The following is a 22094-nucleotide window of genomic DNA, read 5'->3' as shown; positions in this document are numbered from 1 at the left end:
CATAAATAGGCATGGTTGGGAAAGCCGCCAAGCGCGAGCACCTTGCGAAGATGGCTTCAGATGCCTTCAGCGTATCGCCAGTTGGCTTGCCGGATCGAAGAAATGCAGGCTGTCGGCCTGCAGCCCCACCTTGACAGTGTCGCCGGCCTTCCGCCTCGCACTGACAGGGGCGCTGATGCGCATGCGGGTGGAGACTGCAGCCGGCGCGCTTTCGTCCAATTCGTCCAGCCCAGCCCGTTTCTGTTCGGCCTTCGTCGCGGGGTCGACAAGGTCGACATGGAGAAGCAGGCTCGCGCCCAGATCCTCCTGAAAGGCGATACGGGCGGGAAGTGCCTCGGCATCGCCATCGGCCAGGAACAGGTTCTCGGGCCGGATGCCGACCACCACCTCGTGATCGCCTGCAGCGGCAAGCCCGGGCCTTTCCTGCACGAAAGCGGCCGGCAAGGGCAGGACGAGGCCTGGCAAGACGACTTCCAGCCCCTGCCCGCTCCGGCGCAGGCGGCCGGGCAGCAGATTGATCGGCGGCGCCCCGATGAAGGTCGCGACGAACAGATTGACCGGCCGGTCGTAGAGCTCGCGGGGCGGCGCCAATTGCTGCAGCACGCCGCCATTCATCACGGCTACCCGGTCACCCATGGTCATCGCCTCGACCTGGTCATGCGTCACATAAACCGTGGTCACCCCGCTCGCCCGCTGCAGGCGGGCGATCTCGGCGCGCATCTGGCCGCGCAGGCGGGCATCGAGATTGGACAGCGGTTCGTCCATCAGGAAGGCGGCCGGCTCGCGCACGATCGCCCGTCCCATGGCGACGCGCTGGCGCTGGCCGCCCGACAACTGCCCGGGACGACGGGTAAGCAGCTTGTCCAACTCCAGCATCGCGGCGGCGGCCTTCACCTTCTCCTCGATCGCCTCGCGTTTTTCGCCGCGCACCTTGAGGGCGAAGCCGACATTGTCGGCGACGGAAAGATGCGGGTAAAGCGCGTAGCTCTGGAAGATCATCGCCACATTGCGCTCGCGCGGCGACAGGTCGTTGGCCACCTCCGCGCCGATCGAGAGCGTGCCGCCGGTGATGGTCTCCAACCCCGCGATCATGCGCAGGGCCGTGGACTTGCCGCAGCCCGACGGGCCGACCAGCACCAGGAACTCGCCATCCGCGATGTCGAGATCCAGTTTGTTCACAGCCAGTTGCCCATCGGCATAGGCCTTGCTGACCTGGGAAAAGCTGATTGCGGCCATAGCGGAACCTTCGACTAATGGGCCGACTTGGTCAGGCCCTGCACGAAATAGCGATTGAGCAGGATCATCATCAAGACGATGGGAAGGGTGGAAAAATGGGCCAGTGCGCCGAGCGTGCCCCAGGAAATGTCCTTGGTGCCATAGGCCGAGAGCAGCGCCACCGAGATGGGCTTGCTGTCGGCCCGCGTCAGGAACATCGAATAGAGAAAGTCGTTCCAGGAGAACATGATGCAGAAGATGGCGCTGGCGATGATGCCGGGCACCACGGACGGCAGGGCCGTGAACAGGAAGGTGTTCCAGTCATTGCTGCCGTCGGTCAGGGCAGCCTCCTCGATCGACACTGGTGAGGCGCGGAAATAAGAGAACATCATCCACACCACGAAGGCGCTGTTCAGGGCCGTGTTGAGCAGGATCACCGCCCACCAGGTGCCGAGCAGGCCGATGTCGCGCATCATCAGATAGAAGGGGATCAAGGTTGCCACCGGCGGCACGGTGCGAATGGCCAGGAAGAAATAGGCGAGCCACACGGCCTTCGGATTCTTGGAGCGGGCCAGGGCGTAGCCGGCGGGAACGCCGAGCAGCAGCGACAACAAGGTCGAGCCGATCGAGATAATCAGGCTCGATTTCACCAGGGACCACAGGTCGAAAAGCCGGAATACATTCTCGAAATTCGCAAAGGTCGGTTCAAAGAAGAGCTGCGGCGGCGTGGTGAAGATGTCCCTCGCAGGCTTGTAGGCCGTGGAGAACAGCCACAGGATCGGAAAGAGCGCGATGGCGAGGATGACGATCAGGGCAGCGCGCCGTGCCCACAATCCCCTGTCGGCGGCGGTCCTAAGCATTGCGGTTCCTCGCCGGCCTGACCACGAAGATGAACAGGGCCGCCATCACACCGATACACACGGTGATCAGATTGCTCACGGCCGAAGCCCTGCCGATATTGAAGAATTCCAGCCCCTGCTTGACGCCGTGGATCATCAGCGTGGTGGTGGCATCGCCCGGCCCGCCGCTGGTGCTGACATAGATGATGTCGAAGACACGGAAGGCATCCATCATCCTGAGGACGAGCGCCAGGAAGGCTGCCGGCAGCAGGAGCGGCAGGATGATCAGGATGAAACGCTGCGCGCTGGTGGCGCCGTCGACCCGCGCCGCCTCAAGGATATCCGTCGGCAGGGATTTGAGCCCCGCCAGCAGGATCAGCGCCATCAGCGGCGTCCATTCCCAGACGTCGACGGCGATCAGGGTCGGCAAAGCAAAAGTCGGATCGGCAAGCAGGCCCCGTGGGCCCGAAATACCGGCCTCGGCCAGGAAATAGCCGAGCACGCCATAGTCGGCGTTGAGCATGGCCTTGAAGATAAGGCCAACGACCAGTGGCGTGACAGTTGCCGGGATCAGCAGCAGGCCAAGCGCGATGCGGTTGAACAGATCGTCGCGCCAGAGCAGCAAGGCGATGCCAAGGCCGAAGACAAACTCGAGGGTGACAGCGCCAATGGTAAAGATGAAGGTATTGATCAGTGCCTGGCGTGCGGTCTTGTCGCTCCATAGGGCGACGTAATTATCCAAGCCGACGAAATGGCGGCCCGCCGGGCGGACCAGGCTATACTCCTCGAAGGAGTACAGAATTCCCTGCGCCATCGGCCAGACCGCGATGGCTAGAACATAAAGTATGGCGGGAGCCGCCAGCAGCATCAGGAAAAGCTGGCGCTTGCGCGCATAGGACAGGCGGCGAGGCCCCGCTTTAGCCGAGCGAGTGCTTCCGGCGAGGCTCGATGAGGGACTTTCCAAGTTCAAGCTCTCCGGAATCGTCGGCGAGAAGACAGGCACCGGCATGGTCGCGCAGCCATGGGGGACAGCGCAACCTTGCTTTGGCGACCTGCAGGCTCAGAACAGCTTTTCAGCCTGGGCCTGGGCATCGTCCAAGGCCGCCTTGGGATCGGCATTGCCGACCAGCACGCCATTGACCGCGGAGCCGATCAGATCCTGCAATTCCGGATATTGCGGAATACGCGGCCGGAAATCGACATTGCCATGCTCGAAGGAGGTAGCCAATACGGGCAGGAACGGGAACTTCGCCAGAAGGTCCTTGTCCGTCATCTCGCTCTTGCGCAGATAGCTGCCGGCACCGCGCAGATTGAACTCCTTGTGCACCGCCGGACTGGTGATCCACTTGATGAAGGCCCAGGCCGCCTCCTGCTTGCGCTTGTCGATATCGGCATTGATGCCGAGCCCCCAGCCTCCGATGCCGTATTCCGGCTCCTTGCCTGCGCGGGCCGGCGTCAGCATGATGCCGACCTTGCCGACAACCTTGGAGATTTCCGGGTTGTCATAGCCGGCGGCGCCGATCGACCATGTCTGCATATTGGCGGCCATGCCCTGGCGGAAGCTCTCCTCGCGCGCTCCCCAGTCATAGTCGGCCGCGCCGGGAGGAGCCGCCTTGTCGAACAGCTTCTTGTAGTCGACGACGCTCTGGATATTCGCCGCCGAATTGAGCGCCGGCTTGCCGTCGGGGCCAAGGATCGAACCGCCGAGCTGGAAGTTGTACTGCATCCAGTCCTGCGCCACCGCCGGTCCTTTCTGGCCATTGGCCACGAAACCGAAGGTCTTCTTGGCCGGATCGGTCAGTTTGATCGCGTCGGCGATGTAGTCTTCCATCGTCGCCGGCGGCTTCAGGCCGGCAGCCTCGTAGAGGTCTTTGCGATAGGCCAGCACATTGGCATAGCCGGCGAAAGGAAAGGCAACCTGCTTGCCCTTGTAGCCGCCGAGCCCCTTCATCAGGCTGGGATAGATGTCGTCGACCTTGATCTCGGCGGCATCGCGCTTGATCCATTCGGTCAGGTCGACGGTGTAGCCGGCTTCTGCGAACTGCCCCGACCAGACGATGTCGGTGGTGGCGATGTCGTAGCCCTTGGTGTGGCCAACGTAATCGGCCGTGATCTTGGTCAAGAGTTCTGGATAGCTCAGGATCTCGACATTGACCTTGGCGCCGGTCGCCTTCTCGAAATCCGGCGCCATTGCAGCCAGTATCACCGCAAACTGGTCGTTCTGCGATGCCAGGCTGAGCGTGACGCCGTCGAAGCGCTCCTGGGCCTGCGCCGCGCCCGCAAACACTAGAAATCCCGCCAGCAAAAGAGAGCGGCATTTTGCCGTCATGTTCATCGTGGGTCCCCTCCGTTACACCCTCGCAACCGGGAGGCTATCATTGCATTTTCTGCGCGCAATCAGAATGTGAGAAATTCGACCACACTCAAACATTTTTTTGCAACCTAGCAAAAGGACAATCACCATTTCTCGCAACTTCGGACAAAATCTTTCATAATTTTGTTTGGTTTGTTGCGCATGGTGCTTTTCTGGTCGGCAAGGACAAGGTAGATTCCCCCGCAAGCATCAGGGAACGCACAGCCGGCCTCGTCGGCAAAGCAAGCATGTTCGGATTGGGGAGGATTCGATGTCGGCACCACACAGAGCAGCCGGGACAAGCGATACGCTCGTGCGCTGCATCGGCTGGTCGCAGCAATGGAGCGCCGAGTTTCCGTATATGCTCGCCAACCACCTGCCTATGATCCTGGTGGCGATGCAGCGGATGGGCGCCAATGACCGGCGGCTGGAAGAGTTCTGCGAGATCTATCGCGTGCAGAACGGCCTCGTGCCGGTGCCCGTTGCCAAGGAGACGATCAGCCGGGAAAACTGGCGAGACGCTCTCGGCGATCGCGAAAGGGAGGGCGATTATCGCACCTTCTTCCAGGTGGAAGTCAGGCGGCTCGGCGCTACGCCGGCGGCCCGGCTCTATCTGCCGCTCCTGTTCGACGGCTTTGCCGCCAGTGCCATGCATGCCTTCATGCGCATGGCCTATGCGACCTGGACAGACAATGACGAGGAGACCGCCATCGCGCTGGCCTACTGGGCAGCTACCTATCTCGACCTCGGCACAGGCCGGGGCGAAGCCGGTACAACCGGCGATCCGCTCGACGTGCTGGCCTATATGTATGGGCCTGCCTCCTTCCGCCATATCGTCACCGAATGCGACCTGCTCTGGCACACTATGCGAGCGGTCGCCGCCAAGCCCGAATTCGCCCACGTACACGACATGCTGGCCATCGGTCCCGACACCATGGACCGCTTCGCCCGCCTGTCGCTCGCGCTCTTCGCTGCGACCGGCGACTTTTCTCTCCTGCACGCCCTAACCGGCACCCATTGGTTGCGCATGATGGCGCCCCGCTCGCCCGATCCGGCCGTGCCGATGCGCCGCTTCTGGCAGGCCATCGCCTCGCTTATTCCCAAGATCGGCTTTCCCGACATTCCGGCTGCCGAACAAGTGGAAGAATGGCGTCGGCAGAAGGTGCCGGACTGGCCGGAGATCTTCGCCGAGGCCGTCAAGCATGACGACGAGCACGATCTCAGCCTCAGCTTCTCGGCCTCCGAGGAGTTCAAGCTTTATCGCGATCCGCTCTACAACTACGTTGCCGCCAAACGTCTCGGACTCATCTGATGCTGCTTGCCAATGCCACCCTGCCCGACAGACGCCGGGCAGATGTACAAATCGTCGACGGCCGGATAGCCTCGATCACGGCGCCTGGCCTCCCGGCTACCGATCCGGATCGGCGCGATCTCGCCGGTGCCTTGCTGCTTCCGGCCTTCATCGACGGCCATATCCATCTCGACAAGACCCATATGGGGGCGCCGTTAGTCCCGCATGTGCCGGGGGAAAGCGTGCGTGAGCGCATCGCCGCCGAGCGTGTCGCCCGTCATGCCGTGCCTCTGCCCGTCGAAGCCCGCGCCACCAATCTCCTGCGCCGCCTCGTCGCCAACGGCACCACGAGGGTGCGCAGCCATGTCGACATCGACAATGACGTGAAGCTCGCCAATCTGGAGGCGTTGCTCGCCGTGCGGGAACGCTGGAGACCTTGGGTCGACATCGAGATCGTCGCCTTTCCCCAGAGCGGCGTCGTGAGCGAGCCCGGCGCCCCCGACCTGCTCGATGCAGCCCTCGCCGCCGGTGCGGACCTGATCGGTGGGCTCGATCCCGAGGGCTTCGACCATGACGTCCCGGGCCAGCTCGACATCGTCTTCGCTCTCGCTGAAAAGCATGGCAAGGCTGTCGATATCCATCTGCATGACGGTGGCGAAACCGGCGGCGCCGAGTTGCGCGACATCGCCAGGCGTACCGAAGCTCTCGGCCTGCAGGGGCGAGTGGTGGTGAGCCATGCCTTTTCCCTTGGCGACCAGTCTCCCGAGAGCTTCGCCAGAACGGCAGACGCCCTGGCGCGCGCCGGCGTGGCGATCATGACCTCGAGCCCGGCCGCCGTGCCGGTGCCGCCGGTGAAAGCACTGCGCAGCCACGGCGTCACCCTTTTCGCCGCTTCCGACAATATTCGTGATTGCTGGTCCCCCTTCGGCAATGGCGACATGCTCGATCGTGCCGCCATCGTCGCTGCCAGGCAGGAATTCTATGCCAATGACGATTTGCGCCTGGCCCTCGACCTCGCCACCATCGAACCGGCCAAGGCGCTCGGCATCGCGGGCTATGGCCTGGCACTGGGCGCCCCGGCCGATCTCGTCGTCATCGACACGCCGAGCGTCGAGGAAGCCGTGATCAATCGCCCGCGCCGCAAGCTGGTGCTGCGGGGTGGCGTGGTCGTTGCCGAAAACGGGGTCGTTTCCGAGGTTCTGCCCGCCTGAGCACTCATCCAGTCGCCATCTTTCCGTCCAGGGAATCGGGCCAGAGTGACGAGAGTCGGCCTGCCGGGCCCCACATAGGGACTGGACGATGTCGTCGATGAAATCAGCACCGGATATGCCAATCGCCTGGCGCCGCGATCTAGCGGGCTATGGCTGGAAGGCCCAGGCGATTGGAGCCTCCGACGCCAGCGTCTTTCGCCTCGAAGCTCCGGGCAGGCCGGATCTGTTCGTCAAGACAGAGGAGCTTTCATCCCTCGGCGAACTACCTGACGAAGGGGCGCGTCTGGAATGGCTGAGCGCATGCGGCATACTCTGCCCAAAGCCCCTGGCGGAGGCCCGGCATGGTGGGCGGTACTGGCTGCTGATGAGCGCCATTCCCGGCGCCGTCCTGTCATCTCAAACCGGTCTCACCCCGGAGCAGGTGGTCGATATCGCCGCCGATGCCCTGCGGCACCTGCACGCCCTCGATATTGCCGATTGTCCGTTCGACCACTGCGCCAACAGCCGCATCGCCCTCGCCGAGGCGCGGGTCAGGGCCGGTCTCGTCGACGAGGAAGACTTCGACGAGGAGCGCACCGGTCAGACCGCGGCCGACGTCTTCGCAGAATTGCAGTTCCAACGCCCCCGGCTGGAAGAGCTCGTCGTCACGCATGGCGATGCGACGCTGGAAAACCTGCTGGCGCACCGAGGTGCCTTCTCCGGTTTCATCGACTGCGCCCGGGCCGGCCTTGCCGACCGCCACCAGGACCTAGCACTGGCGACGCGCAGCATTCGCGATCGTTTTGGCGAGGTTCTGGTCGAGCGCTTCTTCGCCCGCTACGGCATCACGCCGGATCCGGACCGCATGGCCTTCTATCTGCTGCTCGACGAGTTCTTCTGAGCCGGCGCAGTGCACGAGGAGGCTGTCGCCTCATTTCCTCGATTGCGGATAGATCGTCTCGCCGCGCTTGAGCATGGCGACGAAGGCCTCGATCTTCTTCCTCCGCCCTGCCTCGGTCTTCACATTGTGCATGCGAAAGGCCAGTGCGAAACGGTTCTGTGCGCTGAGCGCACCCAGCATCTTCAGCGCTTCCGGCTCGGCCTCGATCGCAGCCTGGAGGTCGTCGGGGATCTTGAGATCCTTGCCGCTCTCATAGGCCCGGTCCCAGCGGCCATCCGCCTTGGCGGCCTCGACCTGTTTCAGCCCGTGTTCGGTCATGCGGCCTTCGGCGATCAGCCGGGCGACATTGTCGACATTGATCCGGCTCCAGATGCTCTTGCGCCCGCGCGGCGTGTAGCGCTGCAGGAAACTGCGCTCATCGAGCCCCTTGCGCACCGCGTCGATCCAACCCCAGCAGAGCACGACGTCGATCGCCTGCTTGGGGGTGATCGAGGCGAGACCCGAGCCCACCTTGTGGATCTTGATCCAAACTTCGCTTTGGCTGTCGTGGTGGTCGCGGAGCCAGGCATAGAAGCTCGCGTCATCGACGAATTCACGGACCTTGGCGGGATCGACGGTGACGGGCGGCATCAGGGTTCCTCGAGATGAATCAATGCAGGAGCGGCCTGGATTCGATCAGGGGCCAGCGCTTGATGATCCGATATTCCGTCTTCGACAACCTGCTGTGGATCAGGCAAAAACTCGTGATCCGAAGATGGATCGGCTCGATCTGTTGCTCCACGATTGGTCGTTCACCATAAGACAGGGTGAGATGAGGCGTAAAATCGGGAAAGGCGCGCATGCCAAACTTCGTCATGGCCGCGCCCAGTGTTTCATGGAGTTTCGATAGTCCCGCCCCCCTGCCAAGCAGGACGAGCGGAAAACGGATTGCCCTGCCCGGCTTCGGGATCGCACCAAAACTCTTGATTGCATAAAGCGTGATATCGAAAGCAGGTAGACCGACGAGATCGCCCGCCAATTCCGCTGCATAGATACGTGGTGATCTCAGGCGCTTGAAGTCGCCGACATGGTGAAGCGAGACATGGAAACGGTCCGTCCGCAACATGTTACCGCGAACAGGGGTCGCTTCGAGAAAGCTGCGCCTGAATCGTTCGATCGCACCGGCATCTTCCGCATCGGGAAACACGGCAAAGAATATTCTCTCGCCACGTTCCGGCCCGCGGGGGAGTTGGCCATAGAAGTCGAACGCCAATTGCATGGTGACCTCGCGTTCTCACTTGGCACCGCAAGCCTAGAACAAAAAGAGAACCGCAGTCAATCACGTCCCGTTCACTCGGTATTGTTCTCGTCGTCGGGATAGCGGCCGATCACCGCAGCGCAGCAATCGGCCAGCTTCCTCACCTGGGCGGCATCCCCTCGAATTTCGGCAGAGCCGGATCGAGATAGTCCCACGCATAACCGACGCCGGTATAGGTCACCACCTGCGGCTTGTATCGGCTCGGTTCATCGAGGCTCGCGGCACGCACTGCGAAAAATTGCGGCATGGCCGAGAAGGTCAGATAGACCGGCGATCCGCAGGTGGGGCAGAAATAGCGGGTCTTCCTGTCGCCGCTATCGGCCACCATGTCCCAGGGCCGCCCCTCCCCGGTAAGCGTCACGCCTTCCCGCGGGAAGGTCAGGTGGGACTGATGGCCCGTGCCGCTCTCGCGCTGGCAGTCGCGGCACTGGCAATCATTGCTGAACACCGGTTCGGCCGTGATCTCGTAGCGGACAGCCCCGCAGGCGCATCCGCCGGTATAGGCCTTGCTCATCTCGTCCTCCTCGCCTCAATCCTTGCTGCCGGCCACGACGGTGCCGAGATTGCGCAGCACCTTCTTCCAGCCATCGCTCATATTCTTGTAGGCCGTATCGTTTTTCGGCGTGACGAAGCCGGCATGGACGAGGCGCACCCGCGTACCGCCTTCTGCCTCGCTCAGCGTCCAGGTCACCACCGTGTCGAGGCGGGAGCCATAGCCGGGATTGCTGTCATGCCCGCCCCTCCAGGCATAGGCGAGCCGCTCATTCGGTTGCACGTCGAGCACCTGACAGTGGATGACGCCGTCCCATTCGCCGGCCGGCGCGGTGGTGAAGGTGAAACGCTGCCCTTCAATCGCTGCGAAATCGGCCGGCGCCATCATCCAGCGCGCGATCAGATCGCCCGAGGTCAACGCTTTCCAGATGGTTTCGGGTGCATGCGGGAAGACCTCGTCGACGACGATCTCCTGCGTGTGCGGCTTCAAGGCCAGATCATTCATGGATCGATCTCCTTCAAGAGAGTTCTGAGATTGGCGAAGCGCTGGCGCCAGAACAGGCTGTAATGGCTCATCCAATCAGCCAGCGGTTCGAGGCCGCCGGGTTCGGCGCGATAGTAGACTTTGCGCCCTTCCGGCCGTTCGGCGACGAGGCCGGCCAGTTTCAGCGCCTTGAGGTGCTGGGAAATCGCACCCTGGGTCACGCCGCTGCCCTGCGTCAGCTCGGCTACCGTGATCTCGCCGGATCCGGCGATGCGCTCGAACACGGCCCGCCTAGTGGGGTCTGCAAGGGCGCGCATGACGGCATCGATGGCAACTGTCTCAGTCATGAGAATCAATTAGCAACTACTAATCAATTAGTCAATGCTAATGATTTAGATGTCTGAGAAGCCAACATGCCAGCGTCGCGGAAAGCGGGCTGGCCTCCTTAAGGGCTCAACGCGTCGGAGCAGGTGATATCGACGAGGAAGGCGATTGCCCGTCCCGGCCGGTGAGCCCGGGACGGAGCCATGTCAGCGTGCTTGTGCCAGAGCTACGGCATCGGGCCCCGCGGGGAAGCGGAGCTGGCCGGAAGCGTCATGGACGGCAGCCCACACAGCCTGGGCGACATCGCTTTCTCGCGTGGTCATTGCCGGCCTCACGAAGGCGTCAAGAATCGGCCGCGCAAACTCAGCATAGTCTCCCGGGAGCAGCTCCTCGACCGGCACGATGGCATTGGCGCCGAACCGGGTGGTTGGCGCATAACCCGGCTCGACGAGCTTCACCTGCATTCCGAAGTAACCAAGCTCATGAGCGAGCGAACCGGAGAACCCCTCGACCGCCTGCTTGGATGCGGTGTAGGCGGCAGCGAGTGGGAACTCCCCAAGCGTTACGCTCGACGTCACGTTGACGATTGTGCCGGTACGACGTGTCCGCATTTGTGGGATTATCGCGCGGCACATGGCCATGACGCCAATCGTATTGGTCTCGATGAGCTGACGGATCAACGACATCGGCATGACTTCGAAGGCGCCCACACCGCCCACGCCTGCATTGTTCACAAGCGCATCGATCGGGCCCGCAGCGTCGATCAGTGCAGCTATGCTCTCTTCGTTCGTGACGTCCAGCGGCAGCACTCGCAGCCGGCCGGTTACGCCGCCAAGCACATTCGGGTCGGGGCGTCGCATCGCGGCGACGACATGCCAGCCATTCTGAAGGAAATACTCGGCGGTCGCCTTGCCGTAACCCGAGGACGTGCCGGTGATGAGGATCGTCTTGCCCATATTGTCTGTCTCCTTGAGTTTGATGTTCCCAAGATAGACAGGCACGACTGGACGATATATAATTCATAATCCAGTATCTATTATTAATCGTCCAGAATGGATCCTCTCAGCGATATCATCGGTTTGCTCCGGCCGACTGCCGCAGTCGCGAAGCCGATCACGGCGCGCGGACGCTGGGGCGTGCGCTATCGAGCGCATGACGCGCCCGGGTTCACGATCATCTTGGAGGGGCAAGCCTGGCTGAGCCTCGACGGCGAAAAGCCGCTCCGGCTTGCACAGGGCGATTTCGTGCTCCTTCCGACGACGCCCGCATTCTCCTTGTCCAGCGAGCCGGGTCTCGAATGCGTCCCGGTGGAACCGCGAAACGAAGCGGTCCGGCATGGCGAACGGGAAGGCACTCCGGACCTGATCGCCCTCGGCGGCAGCTTCGCATTCGCTCGGGTGAATGCACCGCTCCTGCTGGCTCTGTTGCCCGGCCTCATCCACATCCCGGCTTCCGAGGGACGAGCGACACGCTTCGGCCGCCTGATCGATCTGCTCGCTGAAGAATGCGCTACCGACTATCCGGGCAAGGAACTGATTGTCCATCGTATGCTCGAGGCACTGCTGGTCGAAGCCCTTCGCTGGCGTAGCATCGGCAACCGGGCGATGCCTGCGAGTCTTCTCGGCGGCATGCAGGACCCGGCACTCGCCCGGGCGCTGCAAGCGATGCATGCCGATGTTCGCGCGAACTGGACGGTTGCCGATCTTGCCAGGATGGCCGGCATGTCGCGGTCAGGTTTCGCGGCACGGTTCGGGGAGGTCTTGGGATGTGGGCCAATCGAATATCTGGTGCGTTGGCGCATGGCGATCGCGAAGGACGCTCTCACGCATGGGGCGAAGTCCCTGGATCGGATCGCCGATGAAATTGGCTATGAATCAGCCAGCGCATTCAGCACCGCTTTTCGCAAACGTCTCGGTTGCCCTCCAGGCAAGTTCGCGCGCGACATGGCCGAACAGAACCGCATCCGCTAATGCCCGATGAGACGGGACGGATAAAAGCACGCGGCGATGCGCCATGGCGCGGGGTGCAGTCATTACGCCCATTCATTCGTGAATCAGACCGCCGGCAAGCGGTCGTTGGAAGTTTTCGGCGGATCCCCCAAACCGCAAGATCGGTCGAGCGCTGGGTTGCCTGGGGGATCTAGTTTGGGCTGCCACGGAGACCAGGACGAAATGACCGCAACGCTTCGGAACTATCGAGGGCGGATGCAGCGAGTGTTGGACTATATCGACCAGCACCTCGGTGACGATCTCGATCTTGAGGTTCTGAGTGGTGCCGCAGCCTTCTCGAAGTTTCATTTCCACCGGCAATTTACGGCGACCTTCGGGTTATCCGTGCATCGCTATGTTCAGCTTGCCCGCATGAAGCGCGCCTCATACCGGCTGGCCTACAGAGACGACGAGCGCGTCACGGAGATCGCGATGGATGCCGGATACGATGCACCGGAGGCTTTCGCCCGCGCCTTTCGGCAACGGTTCGGGCAATCGCCTTCCTCGTTCAGGAAGTCTCCCGACTGGGAGCCGTGGCTTGCGGCCTTCGGGCCTTTCGACAATGCCAGGAGCAAGTTCATGCAGAAGACCTTTAGCCACGACGACGTGACGATCCGCGATGTGTCACCGACCCCGGTGGCAATCATGGAGCATCGGGGTGACCCGGCGACGCTCAGCGCCACCATCCAGCGCTTCATCACGTGGCGAAAGGCCACCGGCCTGCATCCTAAGACGAGTCCGACCTTCACTGTCTGGCGTTCGGAGCGGCGTCCCGCCTCGCCTGCCGATTATAGCGTGGACCTATGCGCCGGGACCGGCCAACCGATCGCGGCGCATGGCGAGGCAATCAAGGCAGGCGAGATCCCCGGCGGGCGCTGCGCAGTGTTGCGCGTGGTCGGCAACACCGACAATCTGGAGCCCGCCGCACTCTACCTCTATCGCGACTGGCTTCCGGCCAGCGGCGAGGAAGCACGCGACTTTCCGATCTATTGCCAGCGCTTGAACTTCTTCCCGGAGGTACCGGAGCATGAGGTGGTGGCGGAACTTTTTCTGCCGCTGAAATAGGCTCTCTGACGGCGGCCTGTCCATTCCAATGGCTGAAGGCGGGCAGGTCGTTGTCCAATGAGCAGCGAAGATTTTCCACGGCGCCTAGCTTCTAACGACCTCGTCAATGACCGCAATCGCGTCAACCTCTATGAGGTAACCTGGAGACATTATCGCTACCCCGACCACCACATTCGCTGGTTTGTGATCTCCAAACAACGAAATCTGCACTTCTTCGATGATCGGAACGTGTTCATCGCGGTTATAATCGACGATGTAGATTGTGATCTTGCAGACGTGCTCGGGCCGAGCACCCGCTGCCGTGAGCGCTCGGCCGAGATTGCCGAATGCCAGGCGCGCCTGCGCCGCGAAGTCGCCATGACCAACGAGCTTGCCATGTATGTCTTCGGGCTGCTGACCTGAGATGAATACCAGCTTGGATCCCGTCGCGACGACAACCTGCGTGTACATTTCTGGAACTGGCAGATCATCCGGGTTGATGAGTTCGAGTGCCATTCAATAATCTCCTGCTTCGTTCGACTGAAATCGACATTGGAGATCACCGCGTGCTGGCGCATGGGCCGATGGCAACGCGTCGGCGAACTCCCGTCGGATATCGAGCATTTTACATCGATATGCCTCTGGCGAGCGGGCGTCAGTCGCGCGATAGGGACAGCCCCGCGAGAAGCGGCGCGTACGAGGCGAGCCTGCGGGATACGAACTCGGTGAAGAGCCGCACGCGCTTCGTCTTGCGTGTCTCGCCCTGTGTGAGAAGCCAGAGCGTTCCGTACATGTGCAGGTCGGAACCCGGCACCCTCACCAGCAAGGAGTCGGCATCTCCGACGAAGCACGGCAGTGTCGTGATCCCGAGCCCTTGCCGTACAGCAACGATCTGCGCCTCGCCGTCCGTGGTCCTGAATGGAACACCCGTGGTACGAACCTCACCTTCGCTGGCCCAATCCGGAATGCCATGACTGCTTATGACGATCCACCGGATGAGATCGGCCGCACCCGCACGCCACGCGGTTAGTCGATCCCGGGACATGTAGACGGCGCCGAATAGCTCCGGTCCCTTCAGGCCGTGAAGATTGAGCGGCAGGGTTTTGCGGTCGTAGACGACGCGGATCGCCACGTCGGCCTCTCGGTTGGCCAGATTTGCCAGCTCGCCGGACGACAAGATATCCATCTCGATGTCCGGATGCAGACGCGCGAAATCGGCGAAGTCCGGCATGAGCAGGTGTGTCGCGAGGGTCGGTGCCAGTGTTACCCGCAGAAGCCCGCGCACGCTCTGGTCGCGCCCGAAGACGCGCGTCTCCAGCTGGTGCGACGACGCTTCCATCTGATTCGCGAGCTCGAGGACCTCCTCGCCCGCAGCCGTCAGGCGGTAGCCCGAAGGCAACTTTTCAAACATCTGTGCCCCGAGGCGTTCCTCGAGCTGTGCGATGCGTCGCAGCACGGTCGAGTGATACACCCCGGTGCTCTCGGCGGCAGCGCGCACCGAGCCTCCGCGCGCCACGGCAAGAAAGTAGCGAATGTCATCCCAGTCGATCATGGTGCAATCCGGCACCGCGCGGTGCGCCTTCCAAAGCCCGTATCTCATGCGCCATACAGCAGTACGGGCGGTCATCATAGCTCATGTCGACGAGCGCGGCCAAATTCTGAACGGGCGATACCGATCGTCGCGACTGGCGTCAGCCGCCCAACCGGATCGTTTTTGCACCACCAATGTGCACGCTTCCGCACTCAACGCCTGACTGCGGTGGACCCATGCTGCGGTTCTCCGGGGCGTCCCCGAACGACCAAAGGGTGCATGACATGAACAGATTGAATGGAAAGACCGCCGTGATCACCGGTGGCGCCACCGGCATCGGCAGCGCCGCAGCGAAACGCTTCATCGAAGAGGGCGCCTTCGTCTTCATCTTCGGCCGCCGACAGGAAGCGCTCGACGCCGCCGTGGCCGACCTCGGGTCCAATGCTATCCAATACTACTCAGCAGTACACCCCCCATCATTCCCACTCGATTGTTTGATCGCCCAGCAATCTTGATCCGTCGACCTACTGCTCCAAGGGACACGATCGAAAAGTTCACTTGAGCAATATGCCGGCGATCCGCCAGAGAGGCTGCCAGCAGTCAAGCTCAATGCGCCGATAATTCTCTACCCGCAGCAGGTAGGATTCATATTACGGGAGCGTGCTGATAGCGTTCGCAGACGCCGACGGAAGCGAGGTCACACTCCTGATCCGCACGCAAACTTCCATCGCGACGGAAGATTGCTTCGCGACAAAGGTGGTACCGCCCTCAACCTCTTCATCTGCGACCCGTCTCCTCCGACGACAGAGCCTACTCGGCGGCCATTGCTGCTCGCAGTTGCGGTTCCTCCTTCGAACCCTCATGGACTTCATCCGCAGGCGGCCTGATCCGGAACCACGCGGCATAGAGCGCTGGAAGGAACAGCAGGATTAACACGGTGCCGGCCGCCGTGCCGCCGATCAGCGTATAGGCCATCGATCCCCAGAACACTGAGTGTGTAAGTGGAATGAACGCAAGAACAGCAGCCAGTGCAGTCAGAATCACGGGGCGCGTCCGCTGAACCGTCGCCTCGATGACGGCATGATAATCGTCAAGCCCGGCCGCTTGATTCTCCTTGATCTGCTCAGTCAGGATCAAGGTGTTACGCATCAGGATTCCGGCCAGTCCTATCAGTCCGAGGATAGCATTGAAGCCGAAGGGCTGATTGAACATAAGCAACGTCGGAACCACGCCAGCAAGACCGAGTGGTGCCGTCAACATGACCATGGTCATCGTCGAGAGGCTGCGAACCTGCACGATAATCACGATCAACATGGCAGCGATCATAGCTGGGAATATCTTGACAAGCGCGACATTGGCCTTGAGCGATTCCTCGATATTTCCACCCATCTCGATGCGATAACCCACTGGAAGCGAAGCGATCAGAGGCTGAACTGCCTTCATGACCTGTTGTGAGACCTCGGGGGGCTGCGTCGCCTCGTTGATGTCGGACCGGATCGTGATGACCGGCGTTCGATCGCGGCGTTTCAGAATCGGTTCCTCAAACCGGATTTCGGAATGGCCAATCTGATCGAGCGGAACCTGGCGGCCATCCCGGCTCATCAGCGAAAAATCGACCAGGCGTGCCGGATCAAGGCGATTTTCGCCGGCGCTGCACGCCACCACCGGCACGTTGCGAATGTTCTCGCGAACCTGCGTGATCGGAATACCCGTCAGCAGCAATTGCATCTGCTGGGCTGCCTCGGCCGGCGAAAGGCCAATCAGGTTAAGCCGATCCTGGTCAGGGATAAAGCGAAGCACAGGCGTACGATTGCCCCAGTCGCGGTTTGCCTGCCGCACGTCCGCGACGCCCCGCATGATGTTGAGGGCTTTCTCGGAAATCTGATACAATTGTGCAGGATCCGGTCCCGTGATGCGGAACTCGACGGGAAACGCCGTGTAGGGACCGAATACGAGCTGTGTGACGCGAACAAAGGCTTCGGGCGCCAGCCCTTGTGCAACCGCATCGCGGAGCCGCTGCTTCAACGTCTCACGCGCAGCCGCATCGGGGGTTAGAACAACGATCTTGGCGAAGGCGGGGTCCGGCAATTCCGGCGCCATGGCAAAGAAGAAGCGCGGAGCACCCTGCCCGATGTAGCTCGTGACTATCTTCGCCTCGGGCTCGTCCTTCAGCCAGCCTTCGAGCTTTTCGACCGCGGCCGTCGTTGCCTCGATACTCGTGCCTTCCGGCATGCGCACTTCCACCAGCACCTCGGGACGATCCGACGTCGGGAAGAACTGCTGTTTCACCGCTCCCATTCCAACGACAGAGAGAACCATGGCGACGCCAACGACGGCGCAGGTTACGAACTTGTGGCGCACGGTGAATTTGATCACGCCGCGTAGGCGCCGGTAATTCGGCGTGTCGTAGATGGCGTGATGGCCACCCTCGACTGGCTTGATCGCAGGTAGCAACTTGACGCCGAGGTAAGGGGTGAAGATCACCGCCACGATCCAGGAAACAATCAGCGCGAAACCGACGACCCAGAAGATGTTACCCGCGTACTCGCCGGCGCTCGAACTGGCAAAGCCAACCGGCATCAGCCCGATGATTGTCACGAGCGTGCCCGAGAGCATCGGTGCTGCCGTATGGCTCCAGGCATAGGCGGCCGCCTTGATGCGGTCCATGCCCTCTTCCATCTTCACCACCATCACCTCAATGGCGATAATAGCGTCGTCGACGAGAAGGCCGAGCGCCAGAATGAGCGCACCGAGCGTAATGCGGTCGAAGAACCGGCCGGTTTCCAGCATAATGAGGAACACGACGGCAAGCGTTAGCGGGACGGCCAGCGCCACGACGATACCGACCCGCCAGCCGAGTGCGACCAGACTGACGAACAGCACGACGCCGAGCGCCATCACGAATTTCAGCATAAACTCGCCAACCGCTTCTTCGATGTTCACCGCCTGGTCGCTGACCTTGGCGAGCGTCATTCCGAGAGGCAGTGTCTGTGCGATGGCCGCCGATCTCTCATCCAGGGCTTTGCCGAGCTCCAAGCCGTTCCACCCCTGCTGCATCACCGCCCCGAGCATGACGGTGGGCTCACCCTCATGGCGGATGATGTAAGTCGCAGGATCTTCATAACCGCGCCGCACATCTGCGATGTCGGAGAGCTTCAACGTGCGTCCGCCAGCGACGATCGGGGTATCGGCGATCGCCTGGACGCTGTCATAGGCGCCATCGAACCGGATGAAGACCTGCGGGCCACGTGTATCGATCGAACCCGCCGGCGTGACGGTGTTCTGCCGCTGCAGGGCAGAGGCTATGTCCTGCGCCGATACTCCAAGCGTGGCGAGCTTAGCGTAGGAGAACTCGACGAAGATCTGTTCGGGGCGCTCGCCGAGGATATTGATCTTCTTGACGCCGGGCACATGCAGAAGATCCTGGCGGATCACCTCGGCCTGCCGCACAAGCTCGCGCATCGGCATGCCCTTGGCCTTTAGCGCGTAGAGGCCGAAGCTCACATCGGAATATTCGTCGTTGACGAACGGGCCGAGGACTCCAGGCGGCAGATTCCGCGCTTCGTCTCCGAGCTTCTTGCGGGCCTGGTAGAACTCTTCCTCAACCGCGGAGGGTGGCGTGCTGTCCTTCAGCGTGACCGTCAGAAAGGCATAGCCTGGCCGTGTCGTCGTCTCGACCCGGTCGTAATACGTCAGCTCCTGGATACGCTTTTCAAGTGGCTCGGCGACGAGATCCTGCATCTCACGCGCGGTCGCGCCTGGCCATACGGTCGTGACCGTCAGCGTCTTGATAGTAAAGGATGGATCCTCCGCCCGCCCCAACTTGACGAAAGCATAGACGCCGGCGGCAGCTAGAAGCACGATGAAGAATAGGGTGACGGCGCGTTCGCGAACCGCAAGCGCGGACAGATTGAGGCTCATCGGTTGCTCCCGCTTCCAGAAGCAGTCCGGACGCGAGCGCCCTCCTGCAGAAGATGAGCTCCGAGCGAAACAACCGGTGCCCCTGACCTCAGTCCTGAAATCACCGCGGTTTCGCTGGTCACGCGCACTAGCTTGACGGGCTGAAATTCTACCGTCGAGGTGGCGCCATTCAGAACCCAGACGCCAGTGCTCTGGCCATTATCCAGCACGGCTCCGAGTGGCACCTCCACCTCAGGCTGGCTCGCCTGATTGACCAGTCGAATGGTTACAGTTGCTCCCAGCGGTGCTGCCGCGGCCTCGCCGTCGAGCACATAGCGGGCTTCATAAGTGCGGGTCTGGGCGTCGGCGGAATCCGATAGCTGTCGGAGATGTGCCATGTAGCGACGTTCATCGCTCCCATACACGCTGGCCTCTGCCAGCGAGCCGATCGCCGGTCGGATCGTTTCAGGAAGCGCAACCACCGCTTCGCGTGGGCCCAGTTGGGCAAGCCGAACCACGGTCTGGCCGGCAGAAACCACTTGGCCCGGCTCGCCGAGCGTGTCGACCACGGTGCCGTCTGTGTCCGCAGCCAGGACCGAATAGGTCGCCTCATTTTCCGCGACCCTCGCATCGGCTTCAGCGGCAGCAAGCTGTGCCGTCGCGGTATCGAACGCCGCCTTCGCCTGCTCATAACGCTGCGGTGTTGCCGCCAATCCGTCCTTAACCAGAACAGCATAGCGCCTCTCGTCCGCGCTCGCCTGAGCCAGGACAGCGCGTGCTGCCGCCACAGCATTGAGCTTCGCCGTCAGCGCAAGGCGCAGGTCCGTTTCGTCGATGCGCATCAATGGCCGACCGGCCTCGACCCGTTGACCGACATTCACCAGCCGTTCCACGATCTTGCCGGGAACTCGAAAACCAAGATTGCTCTGCACCCTGGCCCCGACGATGCCCGTGAAGCCGCGTTCAAAAGCAGTCACCCGCGTGGCCGTCACCAGTCTGACGATCGGAGCTTCCTGTCTCGGGTCGCCCCCGACGGCAGCCTCCTGTGCGAGAAGGGAATGCGTGACGAATGCCACCACCCCCAGCCCTGCGATCAGGGCGCCGGCCAACACAATTGCGGGTCTCTTTTTCATGCCCGTCGCCTCGCCAAATTAGATTGCATTCACACTCTATATTGAATATAGATGCTGAACGCAATCTAATTTTGGAGATGGGCAATGCGTGTGAGTCGCGCTCAGGCTGAGAAAAACCGGCAGACTGTGATCGATGTTGCCAGCCGTCTCTTTCGGGAACGCGGCTTTGACGGCATTGGCCTCAAGGATCTGATGGAGAGCGCCGGGCTGACACAGGGCGCGTTTTACAAGCAGTTCGCGTCCAAGGACGACTTGGCTGCCCAAGCGTCCAGGCGGGCATTGGAGAGTGCCTTTCTCCGATGGTCAGCCGCGGCCGCCGCCGATCCGCAAGACCCGCTTGCTGCGGTGATCGCGTTCTATCTCAGCATGGACCATCGCGGGGAAAAGATGGAGGGCTGCCCGGTCGTTGCGCTCGGCTCGGATGCCGCCAGGCAGGGCGCGGAGGTGAAGGCATCGTTCGAAGCCGGCATCGAGGATTACCTTAAAATGCTCGGCCCATGGGTTGGCGAGGCCCACGGCAAGGAAGCCAGCGACAAGGCCATGGCAATTCTCTCGACCATGGTCGGTGCGATGGTCCTCTCGAGGGCCGTCAACGACGAGGAACTGTCGAAGCGATTCCTGCAAGCAGCCGCCGAGAACATTCTTACGGGGTCGTCTGCAGGCGATGCCCAGCAAGGACCGCGCCAATGACGATGGGTTCTCCAACCCGCGCGAGCGCTGCAGGCACAACATTGAAGCGTTGCCTCTGACCGTTCCCGTTTTCCAGCTGCGAAGTCGAAGGGCTCCGAGGTCGGCAAGGAAGGGCTTCGCGGTCGGCGGCTGGTCCGGGAAGCCGTGCAAGACGATCGTCGGTTGGCCATCGGGATCACCACCCTGCAAAGCGTGAAAGGTGACGTGTTCGAACTCCATGTGTGTCAGCCTTTTCCAAGAATGGTCGGACGAGAATTGCTGATGCGCGCTTCGGTGTTTCTGGTCTTGGACATGTGCGCCTCCTCCCGCGCGGGGTGTACTGAGAGGTCAGTCGGCCAGTCGGTTGGTCGTGATACAGGCCCGCAACCTTCAGGGTGGCCCGCGGCCATGCCGGGTATGCTGGTTTCGCGGTCCCGCAGTCGGCAGCGGCGGAATAGTCAGAGCCATCGGCGAACCTCGGCCTTGTAGCGGCGGTAGTCGTCGCCGAACTTCGCTTCGAGATAGCGCTCCTCGCGGGCAATAACCTGCGTCTGGATCCCGATAAGCACCAACGGGAGCAAGGCGAAGGCGATCGGCCCGTCGAAGCCGATTGCAAGGCCGGCATAGTTAAGCGCCATGCCGAGATACATGGGATTGCGGGTCCACCGATAAGGACCGGTCGTTGCGATGAGGGTCGTTGGCTGCGACGGCGGAACGTTGGTGCCCAGCCGCCGAAACAGCCCCGCCGCCGCAAGCATCATCGCCGCGCCGGCAACGAACAGCAGCGCGCCCGTCGCGACCAGCAACTGCCAGTCGATACCGAAAGAGCGGATGGTGACGAACCGCTCCGCCGCCAGCCCCAACAACAGCGCTCCCAGATAGACGAAAGGCGGAGGGAAGCGCACACCAGCGCTGTCCGCTTCGACGGCCATGCTCATCTCCAATCAGTGCTCTCAAACCAGCATCGACTGCTGGCGAAGATACCCGCCATCGCGCCTTGCCATATTTCCGGAGTCAAGCCGTGCAAAAGCCGGGGACGGCGACCTTCTGGAACAGGTGCGGGCTCGCTACAACGGATGACGGATATGTTGGAAGTTTCGCGACGAATTCGGGATGGGTGAAGGCGGCGTGGACCGTCTTGGTGGATTCCCACACCACATAGTTCAGGTAAGTCGGGCTATCGCCGATCGCTCGATGCAGTTGCATGGAAATGAAGCCCGGTTGCTTCGTAATGATCTCGGCAGCCGCCTTGAAAGCGTCCAGGAAGCCCGCTTCGTCGGCGGGATCGACCGTGAAGAGGTTGATGAGCGACAGGCGCGGCCGCGATACCGAGTTGGCGCTCAAACGGAAACTTCTCGTCTAGAGGTTTGAATGTTTTATGGCGGCCCTGGTGGCACTCCTGTCCATTGTGAAATTGCAACTGGGGTGATCGAAGCTGCTTGC

The 22094-nt window shown here is 61.9% G+C and carries 21 protein-coding genes and 2 pseudogenes; 7 read left to right on the top strand and 16 right to left on the bottom strand.

Annotation, left to right across the window (positions count from 1 at the left end):
• Positions 1–66: 66 nt before the first annotated feature.
• The 4 genes from ACZYTC_RS08205 to ACZYTC_RS08190 all read right to left on the bottom strand — a co-directional run bounded on the left by ACZYTC_RS08205 (position 67) and on the right by ACZYTC_RS08190 (position 4389).
• Complete coding sequence (locus ACZYTC_RS08205) at positions 67–1236, bottom strand: ABC transporter ATP-binding protein (RefSeq protein WP_488989282.1); 1170 nt, start codon at positions 1234–1236, stop codon at positions 67–69.
• Between the two features lie 14 nt (positions 1237–1250).
• Positions 1251–2075 carry a carbohydrate ABC transporter permease gene (locus ACZYTC_RS08200; protein ID WP_434956560.1) on the bottom strand — a complete coding sequence of 275 codons (825 nt, stop codon included), beginning with the start codon at positions 2073–2075 and terminating at the stop codon, positions 1251–1253.
• Positions 2068–2922: a carbohydrate ABC transporter permease gene (locus tag ACZYTC_RS08195; RefSeq protein WP_488989987.1), complete on the bottom strand. Its 855-nt coding sequence runs from the start codon at positions 2920–2922 to the stop codon at positions 2068–2070. The genes ACZYTC_RS08200 and ACZYTC_RS08195 overlap by 8 nt, the downstream gene beginning before the upstream one ends.
• A gap of 192 nt (positions 2923–3114) precedes the next feature.
• The gene (locus tag ACZYTC_RS08190; RefSeq protein WP_434956562.1) at positions 3115–4389 is read right to left on the bottom strand and encodes an ABC transporter substrate-binding protein; all 1275 of its coding nucleotides are present in this window, start codon (positions 4387–4389) and stop codon (positions 3115–3117) included.
• A gap of 289 nt (positions 4390–4678) precedes the next feature.
• Here ACZYTC_RS08190 and ACZYTC_RS08185 point away from each other — a divergent pair, with 289 nt between their 5' ends.
• From ACZYTC_RS08185 to ACZYTC_RS08175, 3 genes are all read left to right on the top strand, one after another.
• Positions 4679–5719, top strand: a complete 1041-nt coding sequence (locus tag ACZYTC_RS08185; RefSeq protein ID WP_488989281.1) for a questin oxidase family protein — start codon at positions 4679–4681, stop codon at positions 5717–5719.
• Positions 5719–6909 (top strand): amidohydrolase, encoded by a 1191-nt coding sequence (locus ACZYTC_RS08180; RefSeq protein ID WP_488989280.1) that lies wholly within the window; start codon positions 5719–5721, stop codon positions 6907–6909. The genes ACZYTC_RS08185 and ACZYTC_RS08180 overlap by 1 nt, the downstream gene beginning before the upstream one ends.
• Before the next feature lie 88 nt (positions 6910–6997).
• Entirely contained in the window at positions 6998–7789 is a 792-nt protein-coding gene (locus ACZYTC_RS08175; RefSeq protein ID WP_488989279.1) for an APH(3') family aminoglycoside O-phosphotransferase, read from the top strand.
• Positions 7790–7819: 30 nt separating this feature from the next.
• On the opposite strand, the gene ACZYTC_RS08170 is transcribed toward ACZYTC_RS08175, so the two are convergent.
• From ACZYTC_RS08170 to ACZYTC_RS08145, 6 genes are all read right to left on the bottom strand, one after another.
• Entirely contained in the window at positions 7820–8419 is a 600-nt protein-coding gene (locus tag ACZYTC_RS08170; protein ID WP_488989278.1) for a YdeI/OmpD-associated family protein, read from the bottom strand.
• 19 nt (positions 8420–8438) lie between these two features.
• Positions 8439–9047 (bottom strand): 2'-5' RNA ligase family protein, encoded by a 609-nt coding sequence (locus tag ACZYTC_RS08165; protein WP_488989277.1) that lies wholly within the window; start codon positions 9045–9047, stop codon positions 8439–8441.
• A gap of 139 nt (positions 9048–9186) precedes the next feature.
• A complete protein-coding gene (locus tag ACZYTC_RS08160; RefSeq protein ID WP_441771818.1) occupies positions 9187–9600 on the bottom strand; it encodes a GFA family protein in 414 nt (137 codons plus the stop codon).
• Between the two features lie 15 nt (positions 9601–9615).
• The gene (locus tag ACZYTC_RS08155) at positions 9616–10083 is read right to left on the bottom strand and encodes an SRPBCC family protein (protein WP_434956569.1); all 468 of its coding nucleotides are present in this window, start codon (positions 10081–10083) and stop codon (positions 9616–9618) included.
• Positions 10080–10409: an ArsR/SmtB family transcription factor gene (locus ACZYTC_RS08150; RefSeq protein WP_434956570.1), complete on the bottom strand. Its 330-nt coding sequence runs from the start codon at positions 10407–10409 to the stop codon at positions 10080–10082. Before ACZYTC_RS08150 ends, ACZYTC_RS08155 begins: the two co-directional genes overlap by 4 nt.
• A gap of 183 nt (positions 10410–10592) precedes the next feature.
• A complete protein-coding gene (locus tag ACZYTC_RS08145; RefSeq protein ID WP_488989276.1) occupies positions 10593–11342 on the bottom strand; it encodes an SDR family oxidoreductase in 750 nt (249 codons plus the stop codon).
• A gap of 96 nt (positions 11343–11438) precedes the next feature.
• On the opposite strand from ACZYTC_RS08145, the gene ACZYTC_RS08140 reads away from it, so the two are divergent.
• Both ACZYTC_RS08140 and ACZYTC_RS08135 read left to right on the top strand, forming a co-directional pair.
• The gene (locus ACZYTC_RS08140) at positions 11439–12356 is read left to right on the top strand and encodes an AraC family transcriptional regulator (RefSeq protein WP_488989275.1); all 918 of its coding nucleotides are present in this window, start codon (positions 11439–11441) and stop codon (positions 12354–12356) included.
• Between the two features lie 201 nt (positions 12357–12557).
• The gene (locus ACZYTC_RS08135; protein ID WP_488989274.1) at positions 12558–13439 is read left to right on the top strand and encodes an AraC family transcriptional regulator; all 882 of its coding nucleotides are present in this window, start codon (positions 12558–12560) and stop codon (positions 13437–13439) included.
• Between the two features lie 84 nt (positions 13440–13523).
• On the opposite strand, the gene ACZYTC_RS08130 is transcribed toward ACZYTC_RS08135, so the two are convergent.
• A complete protein-coding gene (locus ACZYTC_RS08130; RefSeq protein WP_488989273.1) occupies positions 13524–13934 on the bottom strand; it encodes a RidA family protein in 411 nt (136 codons plus the stop codon).
• A gap of 139 nt (positions 13935–14073) precedes the next feature.
• Positions 14074–14970, bottom strand: coding sequence for a LysR family transcriptional regulator (locus ACZYTC_RS08125; RefSeq protein WP_488989272.1), 897 nt, complete (start codon positions 14968–14970; stop codon positions 14074–14076).
• Positions 14971–15233: 263 nt separating this feature from the next.
• Here ACZYTC_RS08125 and ACZYTC_RS08120 point away from each other — a divergent pair.
• A pseudogene (locus ACZYTC_RS08120) lies at positions 15234–15395 on the top strand (SDR family NAD(P)-dependent oxidoreductase); the annotation flags it as partial.
• Positions 15396–15759: 364 nt separating this feature from the next.
• Here the strand turns inward: ACZYTC_RS08120 and ACZYTC_RS08115 are convergent.
• A complete protein-coding gene (locus ACZYTC_RS08115; RefSeq protein ID WP_488989271.1) occupies positions 15760–18870 on the bottom strand; it encodes an efflux RND transporter permease subunit in 3111 nt (1036 codons plus the stop codon).
• Positions 18867–19982 (bottom strand): efflux RND transporter periplasmic adaptor subunit, encoded by a 1116-nt coding sequence (locus ACZYTC_RS08110; RefSeq protein WP_488989270.1) that lies wholly within the window; start codon positions 19980–19982, stop codon positions 18867–18869. The genes ACZYTC_RS08115 and ACZYTC_RS08110 overlap by 4 nt, the downstream gene beginning before the upstream one ends.
• A gap of 84 nt (positions 19983–20066) precedes the next feature.
• Here ACZYTC_RS08110 and ACZYTC_RS08105 point away from each other — a divergent pair, with 84 nt between their 5' ends.
• Positions 20067–20672: a TetR/AcrR family transcriptional regulator gene (locus ACZYTC_RS08105; RefSeq protein WP_488989269.1), complete on the top strand. Its 606-nt coding sequence runs from the start codon at positions 20067–20069 to the stop codon at positions 20670–20672.
• A 437-nt stretch (positions 20673–21109) separates the two neighbouring features.
• On the opposite strand, the gene ACZYTC_RS08100 is transcribed toward ACZYTC_RS08105, so the two are convergent.
• Both ACZYTC_RS08100 and ACZYTC_RS08095 read right to left on the bottom strand, forming a co-directional pair.
• Positions 21110–21583 carry a methyltransferase family protein gene (locus ACZYTC_RS08100; RefSeq protein WP_434956579.1) on the bottom strand — a complete coding sequence of 158 codons (474 nt, stop codon included), beginning with the start codon at positions 21581–21583 and terminating at the stop codon, positions 21110–21112.
• A gap of 82 nt (positions 21584–21665) precedes the next feature.
• Positions 21666–22071 (bottom strand): annotated as a pseudogene (locus ACZYTC_RS08095) (antibiotic biosynthesis monooxygenase family protein).
• Between the last annotated feature and the right edge of the window lie 23 nt (positions 22072–22094).

This window comes from Labrys sp. F242, from assembly GCF_057813875.1.
This window is presented reverse-complemented; position numbering and strand designations above follow the sequence as displayed.

What these genes read in the sequence shown, in the direction of transcription:
- ACZYTC_RS08205 (WP_488989282.1), bottom strand. Translation starts at nt 1,236, where the DNA reads ATGGCCGCAATCAGCTTTTCCCAGGTCAGCAAGGCCTATGCCGATGGG.
- ACZYTC_RS08200 (WP_434956560.1), bottom strand. Translation starts at nt 2,075, where the DNA reads ATGCTTAGGACCGCCGCCGACAGGGGATTGTGGGCACGGCGCGCTGCC.
- ACZYTC_RS08195 (WP_488989987.1), bottom strand. Translation starts at nt 2,922, where the DNA reads ATGCTGCTGGCGGCTCCCGCCATACTTTATGTTCTAGCCATCGCGGTC.
- ACZYTC_RS08190 (WP_434956562.1), bottom strand. Translation starts at nt 4,389, where the DNA reads ATGAACATGACGGCAAAATGCCGCTCTCTTTTGCTGGCGGGATTTCTA.
- ACZYTC_RS08185 (WP_488989281.1), top strand. Translation starts at nt 4,679, where the DNA reads ATGTCGGCACCACACAGAGCAGCCGGGACAAGCGATACGCTCGTGCGC.
- ACZYTC_RS08180 (WP_488989280.1), top strand. Translation starts at nt 5,719, where the DNA reads ATGCTGCTTGCCAATGCCACCCTGCCCGACAGACGCCGGGCAGATGTA.
- ACZYTC_RS08175 (WP_488989279.1), top strand. Translation starts at nt 6,998, where the DNA reads ATGTCGTCGATGAAATCAGCACCGGATATGCCAATCGCCTGGCGCCGC.
- ACZYTC_RS08170 (WP_488989278.1), bottom strand. Translation starts at nt 8,419, where the DNA reads ATGCCGCCCGTCACCGTCGATCCCGCCAAGGTCCGTGAATTCGTCGAT.
- ACZYTC_RS08165 (WP_488989277.1), bottom strand. Translation starts at nt 9,047, where the DNA reads ATGCAATTGGCGTTCGACTTCTATGGCCAACTCCCCCGCGGGCCGGAA.
- ACZYTC_RS08160 (WP_441771818.1), bottom strand. Translation starts at nt 9,600, where the DNA reads ATGAGCAAGGCCTATACCGGCGGATGCGCCTGCGGGGCTGTCCGCTAC.
- ACZYTC_RS08155 (WP_434956569.1), bottom strand. Translation starts at nt 10,083, where the DNA reads ATGAATGATCTGGCCTTGAAGCCGCACACGCAGGAGATCGTCGTCGAC.
- ACZYTC_RS08150 (WP_434956570.1), bottom strand. Translation starts at nt 10,409, where the DNA reads ATGACTGAGACAGTTGCCATCGATGCCGTCATGCGCGCCCTTGCAGAC.
- ACZYTC_RS08145 (WP_488989276.1), bottom strand. Translation starts at nt 11,342, where the DNA reads ATGGGCAAGACGATCCTCATCACCGGCACGTCCTCGGGTTACGGCAAG.
- ACZYTC_RS08140 (WP_488989275.1), top strand. Translation starts at nt 11,439, where the DNA reads ATGGATCCTCTCAGCGATATCATCGGTTTGCTCCGGCCGACTGCCGCA.
- ACZYTC_RS08135 (WP_488989274.1), top strand. Translation starts at nt 12,558, where the DNA reads ATGACCGCAACGCTTCGGAACTATCGAGGGCGGATGCAGCGAGTGTTG.
- ACZYTC_RS08130 (WP_488989273.1), bottom strand. Translation starts at nt 13,934, where the DNA reads ATGGCACTCGAACTCATCAACCCGGATGATCTGCCAGTTCCAGAAATG.
- ACZYTC_RS08125 (WP_488989272.1), bottom strand. Translation starts at nt 14,970, where the DNA reads ATGATCGACTGGGATGACATTCGCTACTTTCTTGCCGTGGCGCGCGGA.
- ACZYTC_RS08115 (WP_488989271.1), bottom strand. Translation starts at nt 18,870, where the DNA reads ATGAGCCTCAATCTGTCCGCGCTTGCGGTTCGCGAACGCGCCGTCACC.
- ACZYTC_RS08110 (WP_488989270.1), bottom strand. Translation starts at nt 19,982, where the DNA reads ATGAAAAAGAGACCCGCAATTGTGTTGGCCGGCGCCCTGATCGCAGGG.
- ACZYTC_RS08105 (WP_488989269.1), top strand. Translation starts at nt 20,067, where the DNA reads ATGCGTGTGAGTCGCGCTCAGGCTGAGAAAAACCGGCAGACTGTGATC.
- ACZYTC_RS08100 (WP_434956579.1), bottom strand. Translation starts at nt 21,583, where the DNA reads ATGGCCGTCGAAGCGGACAGCGCTGGTGTGCGCTTCCCTCCGCCTTTC.